The following is a 19,251-nucleotide window of genomic DNA, read 5'->3' on the forward strand; positions in this document are numbered from 1 at the left end:
TATTCAGCTCTTACTTGGGTTATCGACAATCGTTGAGTTCAACGTTTGTATGGTGATGGTGTAGCCTTGAATCAAATGCTTGAAAACAATGTCTCCAGAGAGCTTCGGTTCATTGGCTTTTGCTTGATACTCGATACGAATAATGGCTTGTTGGTCGTCGTCAAACACGGTTCTTGTATTGTCAGTATCGACTAGATGCCAACCTATGGTTTGCAAAGACTGAGTCCAGGCTTCAGTCGGCCATAAGGTCAGCATCAAATTAAATAGCACCTGCTCAGGTTGTGGCAAAGTTGCGCCAAGCCCAGACAAAACCTGCGTATCAATCACTTGATTTTGATATTGCAGCGATAGGATGCGAGTACCCCAAGAAGAAAACCCCGCCAAAACCACTTTATCCGCTGTTACTTCGACTTGAACGGGAAGTTGCTGCGTATCGGTTTCCCACGTGGCGCTAATCAACTGACTGGCCGTGAGGGAGTACCCCAGTTCAGCTGGCAATGGCAGTGCTAGCTCGGTGTCATTGTTGATAGACACACTGGCACCACTCGGTTGCTGAGAAACCATCGAGCAGGCAGTGAGTAAAATACCCATTAGTGTGGCGAAGGTTACCTTTAACGTCTTATTCATCTAAAAGCCTCTCGAGAGGTTGGTCGTTCTACGTTTTTACTACTGTTGATCGCGAGCGGAGAAAGTAACCACGCGACAAAGATCCCTGTCAGAACCGTTACCCCAAAGCTATGAATAGCATGAGTCTGACTCAACGATAATAAGCCGAATGACAGCAGTGTCGTGAGACCAGACAAGGTGATCGCTAATAAGGTGCTCAGCGACTTCTTCTGCTCAGCAAAGAACAGGGTGTAGTCGATGCCAATCCCTAAAATCAGAATCAAGCCCAGCAGATTAAACAGGTTCAACGTGGAACCTAAAATACCCGTAACCGCTAAGCCTGCCACGCCTGCAATCAATGACGGCAACAGCATTAACAGGCTTTGCTTCACACCGTAACGCCAGCCTAAAACCATCCCAATAGCGGCTAACGCTATCAATAATAGCTCGGTAATTTTGACTCTGTATTCCGCAAAGAGAGCAGAGATTTCATCGGCTTTATTGAGGTATTTAACACCTTGTTGCTGAGCAAAGCTTGAATCGAGCCATTGAGAGAACAGTTCTGAATTTGTGACGTCTTTGATCAAAATGACTGACGCCGCTTGCCCGTCGATCGGCTTTAACCAAAGTGGTCGAACGGGTTCTGACACCGGTGACTCCAAAAATCCAGATACCGTGATGGGTTCGAATTTTGGTAATTGTGGAAAAGTAGACCAACCTAGCGTCTTTTGTAATATATGGCTTTGTTGGCCATAGAGTTGTTCAACTAGCTGATAGTTGTCATGTTGTTCTTGTTCGCTTAGCAACTGTTGATTGATGCTGCGATACCCAGAGATAGCTTGGCTATCGACTAGAGAATTTAAGCTTGTGGTGATTTCTGCCAGTTTTTTGAGTAGCTTTTGGTCGCTCTTGGCAGTCACCAAAAGCATATTTTGACCACTGCCTAATCCTGAGATTTCAGTAATGGTTTGCTCTTGCTGTTTGAGTTGCTCTGGCATCGCCTGAAGTTGGCGAATATCGTCGTCGTAACGAATTTGACTGAGTGATATCAGGCTCAAGACAGTTACAGTTAGCGGTAAGCCAATTCTAAATTTTTGGTTGCTCCAGAGGCTTAACCAAGTATGCCAAAGTTTCGACAGAGGAAGAGGGCGTTCTTGGCTTGGTTTTGTCGCTAAAACGGGATACCAACACACCACACTGGCGTAAGCTGCGATCAGTCCAATCGACGAAAATAGAGCAAGTTGCTGCAATCCCGGGAAAGGCGCGACCAGCAAACCTAAGTAGCCAATCAAGCTAGTGATCAGACCCAAGGTGATCGCAATGAGAATGTGCTTCAAGCCTTTGTCACTTTGCCATTTACTACCAGCTGCTAAGCGGTCAGTCAGGTAGTGAAAGGAGTAATCGATCGATACGCCAATCAAGCTAGCGCCAAACACCAAACTAAACAGATGAACCTTGCCGAAGATAGCGACGGTGCTTGCCAGCGCAACCAATAATCCAGTACTGATTGAGAGCAAAGATAAGGCAAGAGGTAGGGCACTACGAAACGTCAGCCACACCAATAAAATAACACCGGCCAAAGAGCCCAAACCAATGGTACTGATTTCTGATTTCGCGCTTTCGGTGCCGTAATTTGCGTAGAACACCATACCGGTATGCTGCACTTTGACACCAAACTGCTTTTCGATCTCGCGCTCAATTGAATCAAGATCGGGAAGTTGCTCTTGAATCGTCAAGCTATAAGGTGAACCCGCCAGAGTCGCCGTGACCAAAATATGAGTTTGGTCATTAGATTGAGCGGTGAGGTATCCCTCTTTCAGAACAAAGTTACTTGATTGAACGCCAACAGCACTGATGTAGTCGCGAAATAGTAGAAACGGATCCATCGACAGTTCGGCTGCAGTGACGCCTGAGAACGGATTGTACAGAGACTGAATCACATATTGAGCTCGTGAATCCGGCGAGTGCGTCAGCGTCTCTTTTTGTTGCTGGGTCAGAAGTTGAGCTCGGTGACGAAAATAGAAATCGCTCCACTGGCTTTGAGTGCTAGCGTTGATTTTCCCTTGAACTTGCTTAAACAGAGTTGGCTGGCTTGAGAGGATTCTTTGGTTGAGTTTTTTTTCAAAAACGTCAGTCGCTGTCATGGCTTGGTCGATGTCGGGGGCGCTGATGATAAACACCACTTGCTCGCTCATCGAGCTGGATATCTGCTGAAAGGCTTGCTCTACCATTGGGTCTTGCTGGTTTTCTGGTAGTAACTTTAGAATATTGCTTTCAATCGGTACCGACGAAGAAAAAGCGAATTGTTTGAACAACAATCCGCTAAATAGCATGACGACAACAAGCCAAACAAGGGCAAGGCTAGAGTTGGAATTGTTGCGCTTCAGCATCTGATAATACTTCCGGTAGATGGCTTAACTGACTAAATTCGATCACCGTGCTGTCTCCACGAATCTCTCTCAGTTCAATGCGTTCAATATCATTTTGACCTTGCAGAGTAATGGCTTCAAATACCGTGTTCATCGGGGCACTTTTCGGCTTTAGAGTGAGTCTCCATCGTGTGTCTTGTGAACTTGCGTTTGCACTTTCATCAGTGTTTGTAGTGGTTGCAGGCTCAAAGTCGAGTGAGAATTGTTCTTGGAGTTTTTGCGTATCCCCGTGGAACACCGATAAGAATATATGGCTGAAATAAAACGCCATTGGGTTTTCTTTGTCGGTAATGATCTTAGCGGGTTGATCGGCAAACCTTTGGCTCAGTTTGTTATCGGTTAGCACCAAGCGAACAGGAAAGGGGGTAGTTTGTGTCCAAAGCAAACCATTCGACTTGTCTAACAGGAAAGTACCTTGTGATGTTAGAGGCTGGGCGAACATTTCCATGTTGCGCGTTTGGGTGAACTCACCACGCACTATGTTGTTTGCGCTTAATACTGTCTGCAGGTCTGTAATAGAACCAACCATAGCTGTACTTTCATTAGCAATAACAAAACTACTCGCCATCATTGAGGCAAGCCCTAGTAGTGCGATGCTGATGTGTTTGCGACTGCGTTTAAACAGACTCATATTTCACCTGCTGCTGTGTGTTAGATACTTGAGGTTGGTCGCTTGGCTGCTGCTCAGTTGATTGGGGTAAGCAGCCAAATTGATGCCAGTGTTCTACCTTGTCAGTAAACACTTTCGGCGAAGCGAAGCACATCTCTTGCTCTTCAATGGTTACCGCAACCTGCATGGTGTGGGCGCGTGTCATACGAGCGCCTGTGTTGGCATCGTGAATTTCGTAGTCAATACGCAGGCGGTTTTCCCATTCAGTTAACTTAGCCGATACTTTTATCTGATGATTAAACGGTATCGCTTTGATGTACTTTACGCGCGTGTCGATGATCGGCCACATGTATCCTGAGTCCTTCATCTCATGGTAGTTGTACTCAATCTTATCCATCATGATACGCCTTACTTCTTCAAAAAATCGGAAGTAGTTACCGTGATAGATCACGCCCATTGGGTCGGCATCTTGGAATGAGGTGACTAAAGTCACCTCAGATTGTAATGGATGAAGGATTTCAGACATAAATCGCTCTCAACAATATTGCGTAAAGGGTTGGCTACTTTATGAAGTTAACTACGTTATGAGGTTAGCTACTCTATGAGTAAAGTGACCAGTGCTGACTTTGGATACGAGCAATGAAGTGGCGTAGATCGCCTTCAAGTGGTCGATCTTCTACGATAAATTCAAACTCTTTAAGCACTTCGTCGCGAATGTACTTTAGGTTTTCACTCATGTGGTGCTCATCAAGCTCATTGTGGCGCTTACGAAGTTCAAGTGCTTGTGTACCCGCCAGAAGTGATGCGGCCGCTACTTGTTCAGTCAGTTCAAGAACGCGTAGGCAGTCACGAGCCGCAATGGTACCCATGCTGACTTTATCTTGGTTGTGACACTCTGTTGAACGAGAGAACACGCTTGCCGGCATGGTGTGTTTCAATGCTTCTGCTGTCCAAGCTGAAACGCCAATCTGTACCGCTTTGAAACCGTGGTTGATTGGTTTACGTTCGCCTTCAGCACCCGTTAGGTTAAATGGTAAGCCGTTGTTGAACTTGTAATCCATCAACTGCGCCATTTGGCGGTCAAGTAGGTCTGCAAGGTTGGCTACCGCTGTTTTTAGTGTATCCATTGCCATTGCGATATGGCCACCGTAGAAGTGTCCACCGTGCAGTACGCGCTCATTGTCGCCATCGATAATTGGGTTATCGTTAGCGCTGTTCAGCTCGTTCTCAATCATTTGGCGTAGCCAAGGTAGAGAGTCTTGAACCACACCAATAACATGTGGAGCACAACGCAGTGAATAACGATCTTGTAGGCGATCACTGTTGCGTGGCGGGCGATCGGCTTGCAGGTCATCGCGCAGCCATGCAGCAACTTGTTGTTGACCAGGGTGAGGTTTCACTGCGAACAAGGCTTTATCGAAGTGGAAATCGTTGCCTTGCATACCCACAGACACCATTGCCGTGATCTTAGTCGATAGTTGAGCTAGGTATTCTGCGCGCTTGTAGGCGATACAAGCCAGAGCCGTCATTACTGACGTGCCATTCATCAATGCTAAGCCTTCTTTTGGCTTAAGCTTGATAGGGTTAATCCCTAGCTCTTTGTAAACGTCACTAGTAGGGCGAACTTCACCTTTGTAGATAACATCGCGCTCACCAATCAGTGCTGCCGCTAAGTAAGACAGCGGCGTTAAATCACCACTGGCACCAACCGATCCTTCTTGAGGAATACGTGGTGAGATATCTTGGTTGATCAGAGTAACGATCTGGTTGAGCAAATCATGAGTCACACCAGAGACACCTTGCGACAGAGAACAAAGGCGCGTTGCTAATACTGCACGAGATTGTTCGTGAGACAATATTTCGCCTAAACCACAGCCATGAAAGCGCGTTAGATGCAGTGGCAATTCATCAACAAGGTTTGGTGGAATTGCTACGGTACATGAGTCACCGTAGCCCGTTGTCACGCCATAAATCACGCCTTCTTCTTTCAGTAGGCGCTCTAAGAAAGCGACCCCACGGTCGATCTTAGATGTGAAGGCTTCACTTGAGTTCATCGAGGCTTTTGCGCCTTGTGAGATAGCGACAACATCCTCAATCGTGAGGCGTTCGGCACCAAAGGTGATGTTATTTGGATTCTTTTTCGTCATGGTGCTTGCTCAATGTCCAAAAATTAAAAAAGTTGTACCACTGAAGCGGTGCTTTCAGTGTGTAGTGCTCAAGTCGGTCTGCGTATTTCTGCACGACTTGCTGTAAAGATTGTTCGCGAGTCTTTCTTGGTAGTTCTATCTTGTCGCTAAAATGCTCGAAATAGACATTAAAATGCGGCTTAGGTTGTGAGTCGTCACGTAGCCCAAATAATAGAAATACTGGCGCTTTGAGAACCGAGGCTAACATAAATGGCCCTTGAGGGAAGGGGGCTTCCTTACCCAAGAACTCAGCCCATACTGAACGGCTCTCTTTGCTGGTGGAAGTTCTATCGCCAACAATCACAATCCACTCGCCTTGCTCCAACTTCTGTTGTAATAAGATGGCGGTATCAGGGCCCATCGATGTTACCTGAATCAGGTTTAAATCAGATTGTGGGTTTACCGCTTTCATCACCGAATTGAAACGTTCAGCGTGCTCTGTGAACACCAGCGCATTGATTTTGATGTTCGAGTGTCTGCGGCCTAAAGCGCGGCATAATTCTATATTGCCAAGGTGAGAGCCTAGAATCAGCACACCTTGTTGGTTTTCCACCATGCTTTCGAATTGGTCTTGGCCATGAATCGTCAGGTTATCTACCGAGAAATCGCCTTTCCATGCCGCTAACTTATCTAGCATCGTATGACCAAACGAAAGAAGATGGTTATAACTGGTTAATTCAGCGGGTAACTCAATATTCTGTTGCTCAGCGTATGCCTTAAGTTGAAATAGGTACTGTTCTGAGGCGTTTCGTGCACGTTTGCCCGTTAGGTGGTAGTAACGCATCACACCGCGTAAAATAAGATTAAACACGCCTCGGCCTAACAAGGTATAAACAGCCAATAACAGTTTGATGCCCAGTACAGTGCCGCGTTCTTGAGTGCGAGACCAATGGGGTTGTTCTGACTCGTTCTTGTGTGGTTCAGCCAAGGAATCTTGGTTTTGCCCACTTTTAACAGAGTCGGATTTGAAATGACGAGCGATCAGTTTTGGTGCTCTTGGCAGCATGCCGAAGAACAGTCTCGTGTGCATCCAACTGATTTTTACGTTATCCCACAGCGCATCGAAATGAGATATGCCGTTTTCAGGATAGTTGACTCGCGTTTCAACGAAGTCGATGTCACAGCCTTCCCAATACAAGCGAACCAGAATCTCGATATCGAAGTCCATTCTCGAACCGACATCGTATTTATTCAGTACGGTTTGCGTCTTATCGACTGGATACGCTCTGAAGCCACACATGCTATCTTTAATCGACAGAGACAGTGTTTCTATCCATACCCAAATATGTGTCGCGTAGCGCCCGTAAAGCCTTGCTTTGGGTACGCTGTCGTCGTAGATAGGCTGACCTGATATCAGGCGTTGTGGCTTAGCTTGTGACGCTTGGATTAACGCGGGTAGGGCGTCTAAGTCATGCTGTCCGTCAGCATCAATCTGAATAGCGTGGCTAAAGCCGAGCTCTTGTGCTCGTTTGACGCCAGCTTTTACAGCGCCGCCTTTGCCTTGGTTCTGTTCAAGCGTTACCAAAGTTACGCTTGGGCTATCGGTAAGGGGAGCTAGCAACTGTTTAGTAGCGCTCTCACTGCCATCGTCAACGATGATGATCGGCAATTCAAAATGATGGAGTGAAGAAACCACAGCAGGCATGGTTGCGCCATGGTTAAAGCACGGAATCAGGAAGCAAGCGTTATAGCTACTTTCTTTTTTTTGGTGCTGAGAAGTAGCCTCGACGGGAGCGCTATTCACTTTTCTCTCCCAGCTTCATTTTACCTGAAGAGTGGGTATGTTCACCCTTGTTCGAGGTGTAACTGAAGCTGAGCTTGTCTTTGTCAGCATCCCATTTGAGTGATAGCTGGATTGTTGCATCAGGCAGGATAGGCTCTTGGAATTTGATGACTTCCATGCCTTTAAAGCAACCAGGGACATTCAGCTCTTGGACTGCATAGTAAAGCGCCCAATCAATCTGTGTAACACCAGGAAGAATAGGGAAGCTCTTGAAGTGCCCCTTAAAATCGGTGATGTCTTCAGTAATATGGAGTATCAGGGTCGATTCATTCTCTGCAGTGTCAACAGCAATGATGTTTGGTTTTCTTTTATCCATAGGGCGTGCTTAGAATCCTTGGGCAAATATTGGTTCTTTGACAAAAATATAAAAGATAATCTCAGTGTAAAATACGATCAGCGGTTTCTATGATTTTATTAGCTGTTCTATGTGAGATGTTAATCGCTTACCTTGGCTGTTGAGGGGGATCTCATAGACAACACGGTATTTTCTTGGGATAGCGATCGGTTCTAACCACTTTCTGAGTTCTGAACGCAGCATCAACCAGAACTTACCTCTGCTCATGGTTACGAGTGTTGCTTGGCCTTGATCTGATAATACCAAAACCGACGCTAATATTAAGCGATCAGGCTCTTCAAACGGAATCACCACACATTCACTTATCCAAGGCAGTTGTTCTAGTCGCTTTTCGACTTCAACTAGTGATACTCGTTTTTCTTCTATCTTGATGACTCGATCGGTTCGGCCTTTCAATATGAATTGATTATCCGAGACCATTTCGCACTCATCGGCGGTTTGATACCAGTTGTTTTTGTCGATGTACGGCGACAATAACTTAATGCAATTCTCACTGTTGAGACTGGCCTCAAGGCAGTCAAAAAGTTGCCAAGGCGTTTGAGCGCTCTCTTGCTGGCGAAATGCGATACCTCCTGTTTCTGTGCTGCCAAACACCTCGATAGGTAAATGACCGAGCAAGCTACGTGATTGGTGAGCGGATTCGGTTGGCAATGGGCCACCAGAAGAGAAAATACCAGCAAGTTGCGCGGTTTTGCTCTCGTGCTTTAATCGCTTGAGTAGCGCAGGGCTACTGATCAGCACGCTCTGTTTGTTAGCGTGAGATAGGATTTGTTCAGGGTACTCAAGATTGTGTCGAGCAAATGGAACACCAGAACAAAGTGGCCATAAAATGCGGAACAACAAACCATAGATATGCTGGTGCGAGACGGTACTGTGAACTCGATGACCTTTGATCAACTCTCCCCAGTTCTTATCTAGCTGAGCAGTCTCAATATCTAGGTGTTCTAGTGTTTTATTGATTGCCTTGGGTGTGCCGCTTGAACCTGACGTAAACAGGGTCAAATGGATTTCTGCCAAATCTATGGTCGTAAGGTTATCGATTAGAGGTTGTTTTGCCTTGGTGTTTGAGTCCAATAAGTTTTGGATATTGCGAACGTTACCCACCTCAACTTCACCAATCGAGTTATCGACCAGTAGGCAATCAAAATGTTCACTCAGTTCGGCAAGTGCACAAGGTTGATAGTTACCGGGCAATATGATGTGTTTGTGGCTGACGGCACATGCCAAAAAGGCCACCGAAAATTGGTAACTATCTTGGGCGCAAATCGCGACTCGTTTAACAGGGGATGAAGGTAAAAGGTTTACGAGTTGAGATAAGTCGTCGTTAAATTTTTGCCACGTAATCTCGCTATTGTCGTCAAAGCAGACAATAGATTCAGGGGCTCTTTTTTGACTGAGAAGATCAGACAACGAGATGTAAGATACGGTTTGGGTCATAACAATTTAACTCTGACGAATACGCTGTCTTACCACCCATTCTCCTGCAAAAAGTAACCCTGCGAACATATAGCTGAGTAAGCCGTTGTATAGGGTCCATATTTCAAGAGGTTGGAAGCAGGTATAAAGGGCAATAGAGCCATTGATAACAAAGAATAAGCACCAAATCTTAGTGACTTTTCGTGTGTAATCAATCCCACTTTGCGGAAGTTCAGGCTCTTGAATTCGAGCAAGGCGTTCAATAATTGTTTGAGGTTGCCATAGGCTTGAAGCAAATACAGCCAACATGCAAACATTAACGATAACGGGATAATAGGTTAACCAACCATGCTGTTTAAAGGTTAAACCTAAGGCCAACAGAACAATTCCAGCACTTCCGCTGATCCAAGCTAAGTGTTTTAGCTCTTTGATTTTAGCCTGACCAGCAGAGAAAATGCGGACAGCAAAAATAGCGGCTAAGACGATACCAACGGTTTGTAGGCCAAACTTGTTGAGTCCAAAGTAAACCGCTATTGGATAAGTGAAAAGTATGATTGCCGACAGTAAAGTCAGCAGAGAACGCATTACGCGTCCTTCAATAGTTCAATCACAGACTCAACAACGTCATTAACGGTGCGTACTGCTTTGAACTCTTCAGGCTTGATCTTCTTACCGGTTACATTTTGTAGGTGAACGACCAAATCAACCGCATCAATGCTGTCTAGGTCGAGATTTAGATAAAGATGAGCTTCAGGCGTGATATCTTCAGCATCAAGCTCGAACAGCTCAATAAGCGCATCTTTAACCTGGTTGTATACTTCTTGTTGGTTAGCTTGTGTCATAAAGATCTGTCTAGTTGTTCGTTTGAGATGAGATGTAATTTGCTAAGTTTTCTACCGATGCAAAATGCTGGCGAGTGTTTGAGTCGTCGGCATCAATAACAATGTTGTACTTCTTCTTGATAGCAAGGCCAAGTTCAAGTGCATCGATAGAGTCTAGTCCCAATCCATCACCAAATAGTGGAGCTTCTGTTTCAATCTCATCAATGCTCATGTCTTCAAGGTTCAATGCGTCGATGATCAGTTGTTTCAGTTCGTTGTGTAATGTTTCCACTTTGGCCTACTTAGTACTTTATCTGAATGCTGCTTTAAGGGATGCGATTCTACATTATGCGAGGTATTTTCCAAATACTGATATCGCCAGTTGTCTTATTGATGAGCTAAATGTTGTCTTCGGAAGGGAAAATAGTCTCTGCAAGGTGGTGATTAAGGCGTCTTGCTGCCGAAGTTAAGTTATTTGCATTCTCAATAAAGGGTGCGACTTCTATTTTACCTTTCACCGAAATATGAAAAAAGGGTTTCGTAGCAGGAACTTGATACCATTTTTTCTCTTTCGTTAAGAATGTCGGAGAAACTGTAATATGAATAATGCGTAAATCGGTTTGTGTTCGAGTCGCTATTTGTGCCGCACCACGTTGTAAGGATGGTTCAATTCCCGGCGTTGTGCGAGTTCCTTCTGGAAAAACCAGCAGTACATTGCCACGTGAAAAGCGTTCTTCACAACGTTCTAAAAGATCGTCAGGTGCTTGATTGGGTATGTAACCCGCCGCTTTAACAATCCTCTTCATAAACGGGTTTTCCCATATTGCCGCTTTGACGAGGCAATCACATTGAGGAAGTTGAGAGGCGATCAGCACGTAGTCGATTAAGCTCGGATGGTTGGCAACAATGATGCAATTACGGTCTTCACGTAGAAGTTCGGCACCATCAATTCGATAATCAATCGCGCCCGTGAACTTCATAATCCGGCAAAAAGCATGAAATGAAAAACGAATCAGTCGTTGAGTATTAAGCTCTCTTTGGATGGTGTTTGATGTGGTGAGCGCGATCGAAGGCAAGATCAAGAAGCTAAGCACTAACCCTCCTATACCGAAGGTGGTGAAGCAAAGCCCTGTCGCGAATACTCGCCAATATTGGTCGATCTTACTCATTCTTGAGCTCCAGGTTTCGCGTTGTTTACCCATGACCAAGCTTGGTGTTTTCCGGCAATAGTCCAACGTTGTGCATTTTGTAGAATGCTCTGCAGTGTTTGCAGGCTTTGCGGTAAATCAGCCGCTGCTCTATCACTGGTTACTGTCCTTGAAACAGAGTAGTCACTGCCTGCGGTTAGCACTAAACCCAGAGCATAATCGGTATAGTGCTGAGTTTCGTATTCTTGATAAAGCTCAGGCAGAGGCTGATCGAAGTCGATGACTAACACACGATGCGATGGGTATTGGTGAAGGTAAAGGTAAGCTTCAATTAGCGCGTTATGGAAAGTATCTTGCCCAGCAGCGATTGAGGTCAGTGGAATTGGTGCTTTCGCGGCAATGGTGGTTAGCCCGGCTGCGGTATTGTGTACCGACTGCGAGAACGCCATTGGAGAAGCATCGTCACCTTCCAGTACTGACTGAATTAATGTGGCAGTTCGGTGTAGCTCACCATGTCGGCTGGCAAAAACCAGATAATCAGTCGCGGTGTCTTTTAACAAGGTTAATGCGGTTTGGACGGCAAGTTTGCTTTGTACACTCATGCGACGGCGCATCATCGGGGGAATAGCTTTAAACTCAGTTGAGCCATTTTTCGGCCAATCTAAGTTAGAGCTCCACGCTTTCCATTCAACAATAGAGTTGAGGCCAGCCGAATTTGCAGACCATTTCTCGATATTAAATGACATTAATTGTGCTTGATTTGACATAGAGTATTGATTTGCTTTGGGTCTAACTAAATACTATGCGTGCTTATAAATAAACACAGATAAGGAATTTAAATGAAATTACTAAAAATAGCCGTTTCAATGTTATTCATACTCGTTCTTGCAGGGTGTGGACGTGTCCAGCCTGTAATGAATGTTGAGGATACTCCAGTTGCACTGAATCTTCAAAGTAAACAGGTGAAATCAGCTATTTATGAGTCCGCTGAGAATCGAGGCTGGTTGGTTTCAGAAATAAAGCCAGGATTGATTCGTGCCGAGCTGTATGTTCGTTCACACCATGCTGTGGTTGAAATTCCTTATAGTGACAAGTTTTACTCTATTCTTTACGTTGAATCAGAGAATTTAAAATACGACGATGGTGAAATACACCGTAATTACAACCGCTGGGTTAATAACTTAAACGTTGATATTAAACGCAAGCTTGCACAAATGGCTGCAGAGTAATCCCTCCTATTATTTGAAAGTTAGGTTTTTCGTGTCGGAATATAAATTAGATCCATTCAACGCATTAGAAGCAAAAACAGAAGCGCAAAAATTATCTTTTGCTCCTATTGTTTTTCATACAGCTCGTACACTTCGTGATTTAGGTATTTTAAAGGCCCTAGATGAGGTGGGTAATGATGGTTTACCAGCTGAGAAGCTTTCGGAAATCACCGGTGTATCCGAGTACGGCGTGAAAGTTCTACTCGATATGGCGCTAAGTGCTCATATTGTTACTTGGGACAAACCTAACTATAAAATAGCCAACCTTGGTTTTTACCTTCTGCACGACGGCATGACTAATGCCAACTTGGATTTCACTGCCGATGTTTGTTATGCCGCGATGATGCATTTAACGGAAGCGATTGAAGAAGGAACACCTGCGGGCTTGCAAGAGCTGGGTGATTGGGAAACCATTTACCAAGGTTTATCTCAATTGCCAGAAAAAGCAAAAGAGAGCTGGTTCAAGTTTGATCATTTCTATTCAGACCGTTCGTTCCCAGTGTTGCTTGAGAAAGTCTTCAGTAAGAAACCTAAGTCGCTGGTGGATATTGGTGGTAACACGGGAAAGTGGGCGATGCAGTGTTGTAATCACGACTCGGACGTTGAGGTGACGATTGTTGATTTGCCACAGCAGCTAGAAATGGCAATGGCAAATGCAACGCAGCACGGTCATCAAGGCCGAGTAACGCCATTCCCGGCCAACATGTTGGATAAACAGCAAGCTCTGCCAACGGGCGCCGATGTGTGGTGGATGAGTCAGTTCCTTGATTGCTTCTCGCCAATGGAGATTCTGAGCATATTAAAGCGTGTTCGCTCTCATATGTCAGAAGGCGCGACAGTCTATATCCTTGAACTGTTTTGGGATGCGCAGAAATACGATGCGGCTTCTTATAGCTTAAACGCGACGTCTCTCTACTTTACCTGCTTGGCAAATGGCAACAGCCGTTTTTACCGCAGTGAAGATTTCTTAGAGATCGTTGAAGAAGCGGGCTTTGAAGTGGTAACTCGTACCGACGATATCGGTCTTGGTCACACGCTTCTTGAATTGAAAGCTGGCGCACAATAAAAATAACAAACATGGCTTAAATAATGAAAAAACTATCAACTCAAGTGGTGATCATCGGAGCTGGGCCGTCAGGGTCTATTGCTGCGTCTTTGCTTCATAAAAAAGGCATCGATGTTCGAGTGATTGAAAAGAGCGTATTCCCTCGCTTTTCTATTGGTGAAAGCCTATTACCAGCTTGTATGGAAGTGATTGAACAGGCTGGGATGACTGATGTGGTAATCAACGCCAACTTCCAATACAAAGATGGCGCTGCCTTTCGCAAAAATGGCGTGTACACCGCATTCAATTTTGAAAACAAGTTTTCTTCTGGGCCGGGAACTACGTTTCAGGTTCAGCGAGGCGCTTTTGATAAGGTGCTAGCAGATACTGCCGAGGCACAGGGTGTTGCTATCGATTACCAGCATGAGTTGATGGGCATTGACTTCACCGAAGATTGCACCGTTTTAGATGTACAAGTGCTTGATGGAGAGCGCTATCAGCTAGAGGCGCAATACGTTTTAGATGGCAGTGGTTTTGGCCGAGTGTTACCGAAAATGCTTAACTTGGAAGAGCCGTCATCACTTCCTCCACGCAAAGCTATTTTCACGCACATTAACGATCATATTGCAGAGGCTGATACCGACCTTGAATATGACCGTAATAAAATCCTGATTTCCGTGCACTCAACCAACCCTGATGTTTGGTATTGGTTGATCCCATTTAGCAACGGTGTCTCTTCGTTTGGTGTGGTAGGCGAGCCAAAGTTCTTTGAATCCTACCCACAAGACAAGATTGCCGCGATTAAGCAATTGGCAATGGAAGAGCCGGGTTTAGCTGAGATATTGGCACACGCAGAGTATCCGAACCCTGCGGGTGAAATCGGTGGCTATTCTGCCAACGTAAAGCACCTTGCAACTGACAAATATGCACTGCTCGGTAATGCTGGTGAGTTTCTTGATCCTGTATTCTCGTCGGGCGTGACGATTGCGATGAAGTCGGCTCAACTTGCGGTTGAGTGTGTGGAAAAGCAGCTTAATGGTGAAAAAGTTGATTGGGAACGCGATTATGCCGATCCATTGATGGTTGGCGTAAATACCTTTAGAACGTATGTTGAAGGTTGGTATTCAGGTACTTTGCAGGATGTGATTTTCTATCAAGACCCTAACCCGAAGATTAAGCAAATGGTGTGCTCAATTTTGGCGGGCTACGCATGGGATCAAACCAATCCTTATGTGAAAGACTCACAACGCCGATTGACGACTCTGGCAGAGATCTGCCGAAGCTAGGTGGTCTATTTAGCGTGCGATGACGCCCTAAAGTACCAAGGTAACTAGCCTAAAAATAAACACAGCCGCAAATGCGGCTGTGTTTGTATCTGAACAATATGAGTAGTCAGCGTATTCGAGTGAAGGCTATTTTAGATCGATACTGTTCAATCGTCCCATAAAAATAAGCAAATCAATCACATCTTTGTGAGCATCAAGCAGTGCACGTTTGGTTTGGCTATAAGCGGCAAGTCGACCGTGTTTTCTGATTGAGCACACCTTAGTTTTGTATTTGTAATCGCCATTCTCAGAGAATACACGCCATTTAGCGATATAACATTCGTCACGGTGTTCAGGGTCACTCTGAGTCGGGTTTGGCTTGAATACAATTTTGGGCTCTAAACTATGGGGTAGGCGCGTCATCAAGTAGGGCTCTTTGAGGACTTTGGGCCAAAACTTACCCCAAAGCTTTCTGCCTAGCTCATCTCTCAATTTTATAGTTTTCTTCAGTGCCTTATTTTCACCCATACGAACAAAGCCGACAGAGCGATGCAGCACCGTATCTTCGGGAGTATGAATATGGATTTTAAAAGCGGTTTGACCTTTCGAAATAAAGCGGTAACCGGTCGCACCAATTAGATTATTCTGACTCATAGCTTACTAAATGATGATTATGTTATTAATAAGGTTACGACAAATACGTCTAAACCGAAACCAATCATCAGAAAAAAATAAAGCCTTAGTACTTTTGCTAAGGCTTTATGAAAAACGATGAAGCGAACATGTCGCTAACTACATGATCTTTTGCATCACATCACCAATCTGAATGCTTCCTGCAAGGCTTGGCTGATCAATAGTGAGTTCCGCTTCATTTTCGTAGACGCGAGAAACTGTCAGAGTGATATCACTTTGAGATACTTTATTACGTGGTAAGCCTCGTTGGTCGATAAACGAACCTGTATGCCACAGTTGTAGTTTGTCACCTCGTTGTACGCCATGCAGTCGACCTAAATCGATGGTCACTGTGTTACCAAATACAGCGGCAACTTCTGGAAGGGTGATCTTGCATGATACTTCAGACTCCAAGTCCAACATAATGTTGCGGCTGACACGAAGCATCATAGTGCCGTAGGTGGATGCCCAGAAACGCGCACTACGGGTATCGACTTCACTGGTCTTAGCGAATGGCCACTTTGCTACTTCACGATAGCTACGGTTATATACTTGATGGCCTGTTTTGCCATCGAATACCTGCATTTCTAATGCAAACTGGCGATTGATAACGTCATCTTTCAATAACTTAGATTCGACGGTTGCGGTTAAGTCGGTAATATCGCCACCAATAATGTATTGTGCGCCAGTGTCTTGAGCGATCATCTTAATGACTTCAGGCCGACGTTTATCGATGTCGTAGTCGGTCGTGCCGACAGAAACAAAGCTACGAGACTCTTGCGCGAGTTGACGGTCAACGACATGGCCGAAATCATCTCCGAGGTTATAGATTCTGCCCATCACGGCCTGTTGAGGGGAAGTCACATCAATATTACCGACCAAGAATGTCTTCTTATATTGGCTCTCATGGCAAGCATTTGCCGAAGGGTAGATGTCGATCTTTGCAGTGATCATTAAATTGCCACCGCGTGTTTTCTCTTTTTCAACCAAGATGTAGCGTACTTCGTGATTGGTAAACTGGAACTCTTTTTTCTTTGCGTCTAAGTAGGGAGTGAGGTTGGAAATGCTGCCTATATCGGCTCCTGAGAACTGCACGGCTTTATAGACCGCGTCTTCCAGAGCGTGAATCCTTGCGGTCTCTTCTGACGATACGATGGCTGCAGTACCGGTAACTTCATACCAAGAGGCATGAGCATTGAAGTTTATTGTGACTAATAAACTTATTGAAAATAAGTAAGAAATTATTTTTTTCATCTATTCGTTACCAGTTGGGTATAAATATTGCTTAACAAATAACTATAAGCTTGAAGCTGACTTAAGTGTGTTTTTCTTAATCTGAACCATTACTGAAAAGCAAAGACTGTTCCAACATTGTAATCCATTGAAAAAATAATGGTGAGAAGATATTGGCACAGTAAGCACTATAAACATCTGGAGATAAGAGAATGAAAAAATGGCTCGTAGTAATGAGTGTCATGTTGATGACATCATGCGCTTATTCGCCTATATATAACGGTAAGTCTGAGTATTCAGGAAGTCAGTTTATGTTGATGGCTAGCCCTCGTCATACCATGGATTTCTTCGTGGAAAGTATGACTGAAGATTTGATCATTTCGAATACGAGTATTTCAGCAAGAACACCGATTGCCATTACGTCGTTTGTTGACCTACAACATATGGACACAACAAACTGGTTAGGTAACTCAGTTTCAGAAGGCTTTATCCATCAATTTCAGCGTCGTGGTTTCAAAGTCGTTGATTTCAAAACCACAGGCTCAATTCAGGTGACTCAGCAGGGCGACTTCTCTTTAAGTCGTGACTGGAAAGACCTAGCTCAAGAGCAAGATGTCCAGTACGTTTTGACGGGCACTATGCTCCGCCAAGAAGGCGGTGTGCTTGTGAATGCTCGTGTGGTTGGCATGCAAACTCGTATCGTTGTTGCTTCTGCTCAAGGTTTCTTACCAGCGGATCGTATTGGTCGTGACCTAGATACTCTGAATAGTATTCGAACTCAAGATGGTGTCATCATTCGTTCTGATCCAACGATGACTCAGCCTTATACTGTTATTCTTCGCCCTTAGGAGTTCGTGATGAAGAAGTTAATATTTGTTGTCGTCGCTTTATTGCTTGTTGGTTGTCAACCATTGCAAAACATGAGGCCAAATGATTTTCTAGTTGCTGTTGGTTACGCTAGTATCAGTGAGCAAAAAGGACGTAATGACGAAGAAAAACGTATCCGAGCGATGAGAGCTTCTAAAATTGATGCCTACCGTGAGCTTGCTGAACAAGTCTATGGTATGCGGGTGAGTGGTAGAGCTGAGCTTGAAGATCAACGTCTTGGCACCGAGAGAACTTCTGGTGCTGTTGATGGTGTAATCCGTGGCGCAGAAGTGGTCCGCAGTTACCCAGTCGGTGATAGTTATGTTACTGAGCTTCAGCTAGATATCCGAAAGATGGAACAGTTACGTAATTACGGTGAAGTTCAAGCTGTGCCTCAGAAAAGACAACAAACGTTGTTCTAACTTAAGAATCATCTAGTTATAAGATTATCCAGTTATATTGGCTGTCACTCGCTTTCCAGATGGCGTAACGGCAACCAGTAACAGGTATGAAAACAGAGCGGCAAGTATGAAAATACTTGCCGCTTTTTTGTTTATAGGTTTATTGGGCACATTTACAGGTTCTATGAAAGCTTGACGGGTCGAGCGAGAAGAATAGGCTGAGATACAGATACAGATACAGATACAGATACAGATACAGATACAGATACAGATACAAGCAAGAAGGGGGTTGTTACGAAGAGGGTTAGCCTAACTAAGCTTTTATGTTGGTTCCCAGGGTAGAGATGGTGTGAGTTTGGCCACCAGCGTTGTACGTCATGCCAACCTTTCCGTGGCTTTGTTGCATCATATTGCTGAGTTTTTTAAAGCTAAGCTGTGCTCGGTTCAGGGCTTCGCCATTAACCAGGTTTGCTTGATGGCAGTCGTGCACGATGGATTTGATTGTCGCGACTATTTGAGCAAGTTCAGGATTCTCGGTCAATTCTGAGACATTAGTATGGGCAGAGATTCGTTGATCGGTTGATCTTAGTTGTTCGACAAGGACAACTTTTTCTTGAGCTATTCGTTCAATATCATTTGATTTTCTGCTGGTGATAGCGGTTTTTTCTGAACTTAAAAGATCAGATAAGGCTTTGGCATTTTGAAGTTGGAAATTAACTAAGTCTGCGAGTGCCGCCATAATTTAAACCTGCTGAACTTCTTTGGTAAAAAGGGAAATCTTTAAGTAAAGATGACTTCGTACTGAGTCATCTATCAAAGGTCTTTTAATTCGTTCTCAAACTTGATCATATTATCAGCCAACTTCTCTGGATCGACCGTATATGAACCGTTTGTAATCGCTTCTTTAATCGCTGCTACTTTTGCTGTATCAAAGCTAGGCTGTGTGGCCATGTCTTGGTGCAGTTGACCAATTGCTTTGCTTTGTTGGCTCAGAGAAACCGCGTCTTTGCTTGCTGGAGATTTAGCTGCAACATCAGAATGAGATGTTTGAGGGCTAGAATCAGAGCGCGCTGCTGATCGGTTAGTGGTCGTTAGGGTATGCCCTGAACGTATATTATCAATACCTGCCATCGTTAAGCCTTTTTC

22 protein-coding genes are annotated in these 19,251 nt (G+C 44.7%); 5 read left to right on the forward strand and 17 right to left on the reverse strand.

What is annotated here, in order from left to right; all coding sequences use genetic code 11:
* Window positions 1-3: 3 nt before the first annotated feature.
* The 13 genes from WR49_RS18410 to WR49_RS18470 form a co-directional block, all read right to left on the reverse strand.
* Window positions 4-627 carry a DUF3261 domain-containing protein gene (locus WR49_RS18410; RefSeq protein WP_046224981.1) on the reverse strand — a complete coding sequence of 208 codons (624 nt, stop codon included), beginning with the start codon at window positions 625-627 and terminating at the stop codon, window positions 4-6.
* Window positions 624-2,996, reverse strand: a complete 2,373-nt coding sequence (locus WR49_RS18415) for an MMPL family transporter (RefSeq protein ID WP_046224982.1) — start codon at window positions 2,994-2,996, stop codon at window positions 624-626. The genes WR49_RS18410 and WR49_RS18415 overlap by 4 nt, the downstream gene beginning before the upstream one ends.
* On the reverse strand, window positions 2,968-3,666 hold the full coding sequence (locus WR49_RS18420) for a LolA family protein (RefSeq protein WP_046224983.1): 699 nt from the start codon (window positions 3,664-3,666) through the stop codon (window positions 2,968-2,970). The genes WR49_RS18415 and WR49_RS18420 overlap by 29 nt, the downstream gene beginning before the upstream one ends.
* Window positions 3,653-4,171 (reverse strand): acyl-CoA thioesterase, encoded by a 519-nt coding sequence (locus tag WR49_RS18425; protein WP_046224984.1) that lies wholly within the window; start codon window positions 4,169-4,171, stop codon window positions 3,653-3,655. The genes WR49_RS18420 and WR49_RS18425 overlap by 14 nt, the downstream gene beginning before the upstream one ends.
* Window positions 4,172-4,244: 73 nt before the next feature.
* Entirely contained in the window at window positions 4,245-5,792 is a 1,548-nt protein-coding gene (locus WR49_RS18430; RefSeq protein ID WP_046224985.1) for an HAL/PAL/TAL family ammonia-lyase, read from the reverse strand.
* Window positions 5,770-7,575: a glycosyltransferase family 2 protein gene (locus tag WR49_RS18435; protein WP_046224986.1), complete on the reverse strand. Its 1,806-nt coding sequence runs from the start codon at window positions 7,573-7,575 to the stop codon at window positions 5,770-5,772. The genes WR49_RS18430 and WR49_RS18435 overlap by 23 nt, the downstream gene beginning before the upstream one ends.
* Entirely contained in the window at window positions 7,568-7,930 is a 363-nt protein-coding gene (locus tag WR49_RS18440) for an ApeI family dehydratase (protein WP_046224987.1), read from the reverse strand. Before WR49_RS18440 ends, WR49_RS18435 begins: the two co-directional genes overlap by 8 nt.
* 87 nt (window positions 7,931-8,017) lie before the next feature.
* Window positions 8,018-9,406 carry an AMP-binding protein gene (locus tag WR49_RS18445; RefSeq protein ID WP_046224988.1) on the reverse strand — a complete coding sequence of 463 codons (1,389 nt, stop codon included), beginning with the start codon at window positions 9,404-9,406 and terminating at the stop codon, window positions 8,018-8,020.
* A 6-nt stretch (window positions 9,407-9,412) separates the two neighbouring features.
* Window positions 9,413-9,970, reverse strand: coding sequence for a septation protein IspZ (locus WR49_RS18450; RefSeq protein WP_046224989.1), 558 nt, complete (start codon window positions 9,968-9,970; stop codon window positions 9,413-9,415).
* On the reverse strand, window positions 9,970-10,227 hold the full coding sequence (locus tag WR49_RS18455; RefSeq protein WP_046224990.1) for an acyl carrier protein: 258 nt from the start codon (window positions 10,225-10,227) through the stop codon (window positions 9,970-9,972). Before WR49_RS18455 ends, WR49_RS18450 begins: the two co-directional genes overlap by 1 nt.
* 10 nt (window positions 10,228-10,237) lie before the next feature.
* Window positions 10,238-10,498 carry a phosphopantetheine-binding protein gene (locus tag WR49_RS18460; protein WP_004736154.1) on the reverse strand — a complete coding sequence of 87 codons (261 nt, stop codon included), beginning with the start codon at window positions 10,496-10,498 and terminating at the stop codon, window positions 10,238-10,240.
* 106 nt (window positions 10,499-10,604) lie between these two features.
* Window positions 10,605-11,375: a lysophospholipid acyltransferase family protein gene (locus WR49_RS18465; protein WP_046224991.1), complete on the reverse strand. Its 771-nt coding sequence runs from the start codon at window positions 11,373-11,375 to the stop codon at window positions 10,605-10,607.
* A complete protein-coding gene (locus WR49_RS18470) occupies window positions 11,372-12,121 on the reverse strand; it encodes a beta-ketoacyl synthase chain length factor (RefSeq protein ID WP_171373021.1) in 750 nt (249 codons plus the stop codon). The genes WR49_RS18465 and WR49_RS18470 overlap by 4 nt, the downstream gene beginning before the upstream one ends.
* A gap of 72 nt (window positions 12,122-12,193) precedes the next feature.
* Between WR49_RS18470 and WR49_RS18475 the strand changes: the two genes are divergently transcribed.
* The 3 genes from WR49_RS18475 to WR49_RS18485 are packed head-to-tail and all read left to right on the forward strand — an operon-like array spanning window position 12,194 to window position 14,953.
* The gene (locus WR49_RS18475) at window positions 12,194-12,583 is read left to right on the forward strand and encodes a hypothetical protein (protein ID WP_017056839.1); all 390 of its coding nucleotides are present in this window, start codon (window positions 12,194-12,196) and stop codon (window positions 12,581-12,583) included.
* Window positions 12,584-12,614: 31 nt separating this feature from the next.
* Complete coding sequence (locus WR49_RS18480) at window positions 12,615-13,688, forward strand: methyltransferase (RefSeq protein WP_046224992.1); 1,074 nt, start codon at window positions 12,615-12,617, stop codon at window positions 13,686-13,688.
* Window positions 13,689-13,711: 23 nt separating this feature from the next.
* A complete protein-coding gene (locus WR49_RS18485) occupies window positions 13,712-14,953 on the forward strand; it encodes an NAD(P)/FAD-dependent oxidoreductase (RefSeq protein ID WP_046224993.1) in 1,242 nt (413 codons plus the stop codon).
* Window positions 14,954-15,079: 126 nt separating this feature from the next.
* Here the strand turns inward: WR49_RS18485 and WR49_RS18490 are convergent, their stop codons facing one another.
* The gene (locus WR49_RS18490) at window positions 15,080-15,586 is read right to left on the reverse strand and encodes a hypothetical protein (RefSeq protein ID WP_017056842.1); all 507 of its coding nucleotides are present in this window, start codon (window positions 15,584-15,586) and stop codon (window positions 15,080-15,082) included.
* A 138-nt stretch (window positions 15,587-15,724) separates the two neighbouring features.
* A complete protein-coding gene (locus WR49_RS18495; protein ID WP_046224994.1) occupies window positions 15,725-16,858 on the reverse strand; it encodes a flagellar assembly protein FlgT in 1,134 nt (377 codons plus the stop codon).
* A 191-nt stretch (window positions 16,859-17,049) separates the two neighbouring features.
* Here WR49_RS18495 and WR49_RS18500 point away from each other — a divergent pair, with 191 nt between their 5' ends.
* Both WR49_RS18500 and flgP read left to right on the forward strand, forming a co-directional pair.
* Window positions 17,050-17,685, forward strand: coding sequence for a FlgO family outer membrane protein (locus tag WR49_RS18500; RefSeq protein ID WP_029627050.1), 636 nt, complete (start codon window positions 17,050-17,052; stop codon window positions 17,683-17,685).
* 9 nt (window positions 17,686-17,694) lie between these two features.
* A complete protein-coding gene (gene flgP / locus WR49_RS18505; RefSeq protein WP_017056845.1) occupies window positions 17,695-18,126 on the forward strand; it encodes a flagellar assembly lipoprotein FlgP in 432 nt (143 codons plus the stop codon).
* A gap of 292 nt (window positions 18,127-18,418) precedes the next feature.
* Here flgP and WR49_RS18510 read toward each other — a convergent pair whose 3' ends face one another.
* Together WR49_RS18510 and flgM are read right to left on the reverse strand one after the other, a co-directional pair.
* The gene (locus WR49_RS18510; protein WP_046224995.1) at window positions 18,419-18,844 is read right to left on the reverse strand and encodes a flagella synthesis protein FlgN; all 426 of its coding nucleotides are present in this window, start codon (window positions 18,842-18,844) and stop codon (window positions 18,419-18,421) included.
* Window positions 18,845-18,918: 74 nt separating this feature from the next.
* On the reverse strand, window positions 18,919-19,236 hold the full coding sequence (gene flgM / locus WR49_RS18515; protein ID WP_046224996.1) for a flagellar biosynthesis anti-sigma factor FlgM: 318 nt from the start codon (window positions 19,234-19,236) through the stop codon (window positions 18,919-18,921).
* Window positions 19,237-19,251: the final 15 nt, after the last annotated feature.

The sequence above is a fragment of the Vibrio sp. ECSMB14106 genome (assembly GCF_000972265.1).
Lineage (GTDB): Bacteria > Pseudomonadota > Gammaproteobacteria > Enterobacterales > Vibrionaceae > Vibrio > Vibrio kanaloae.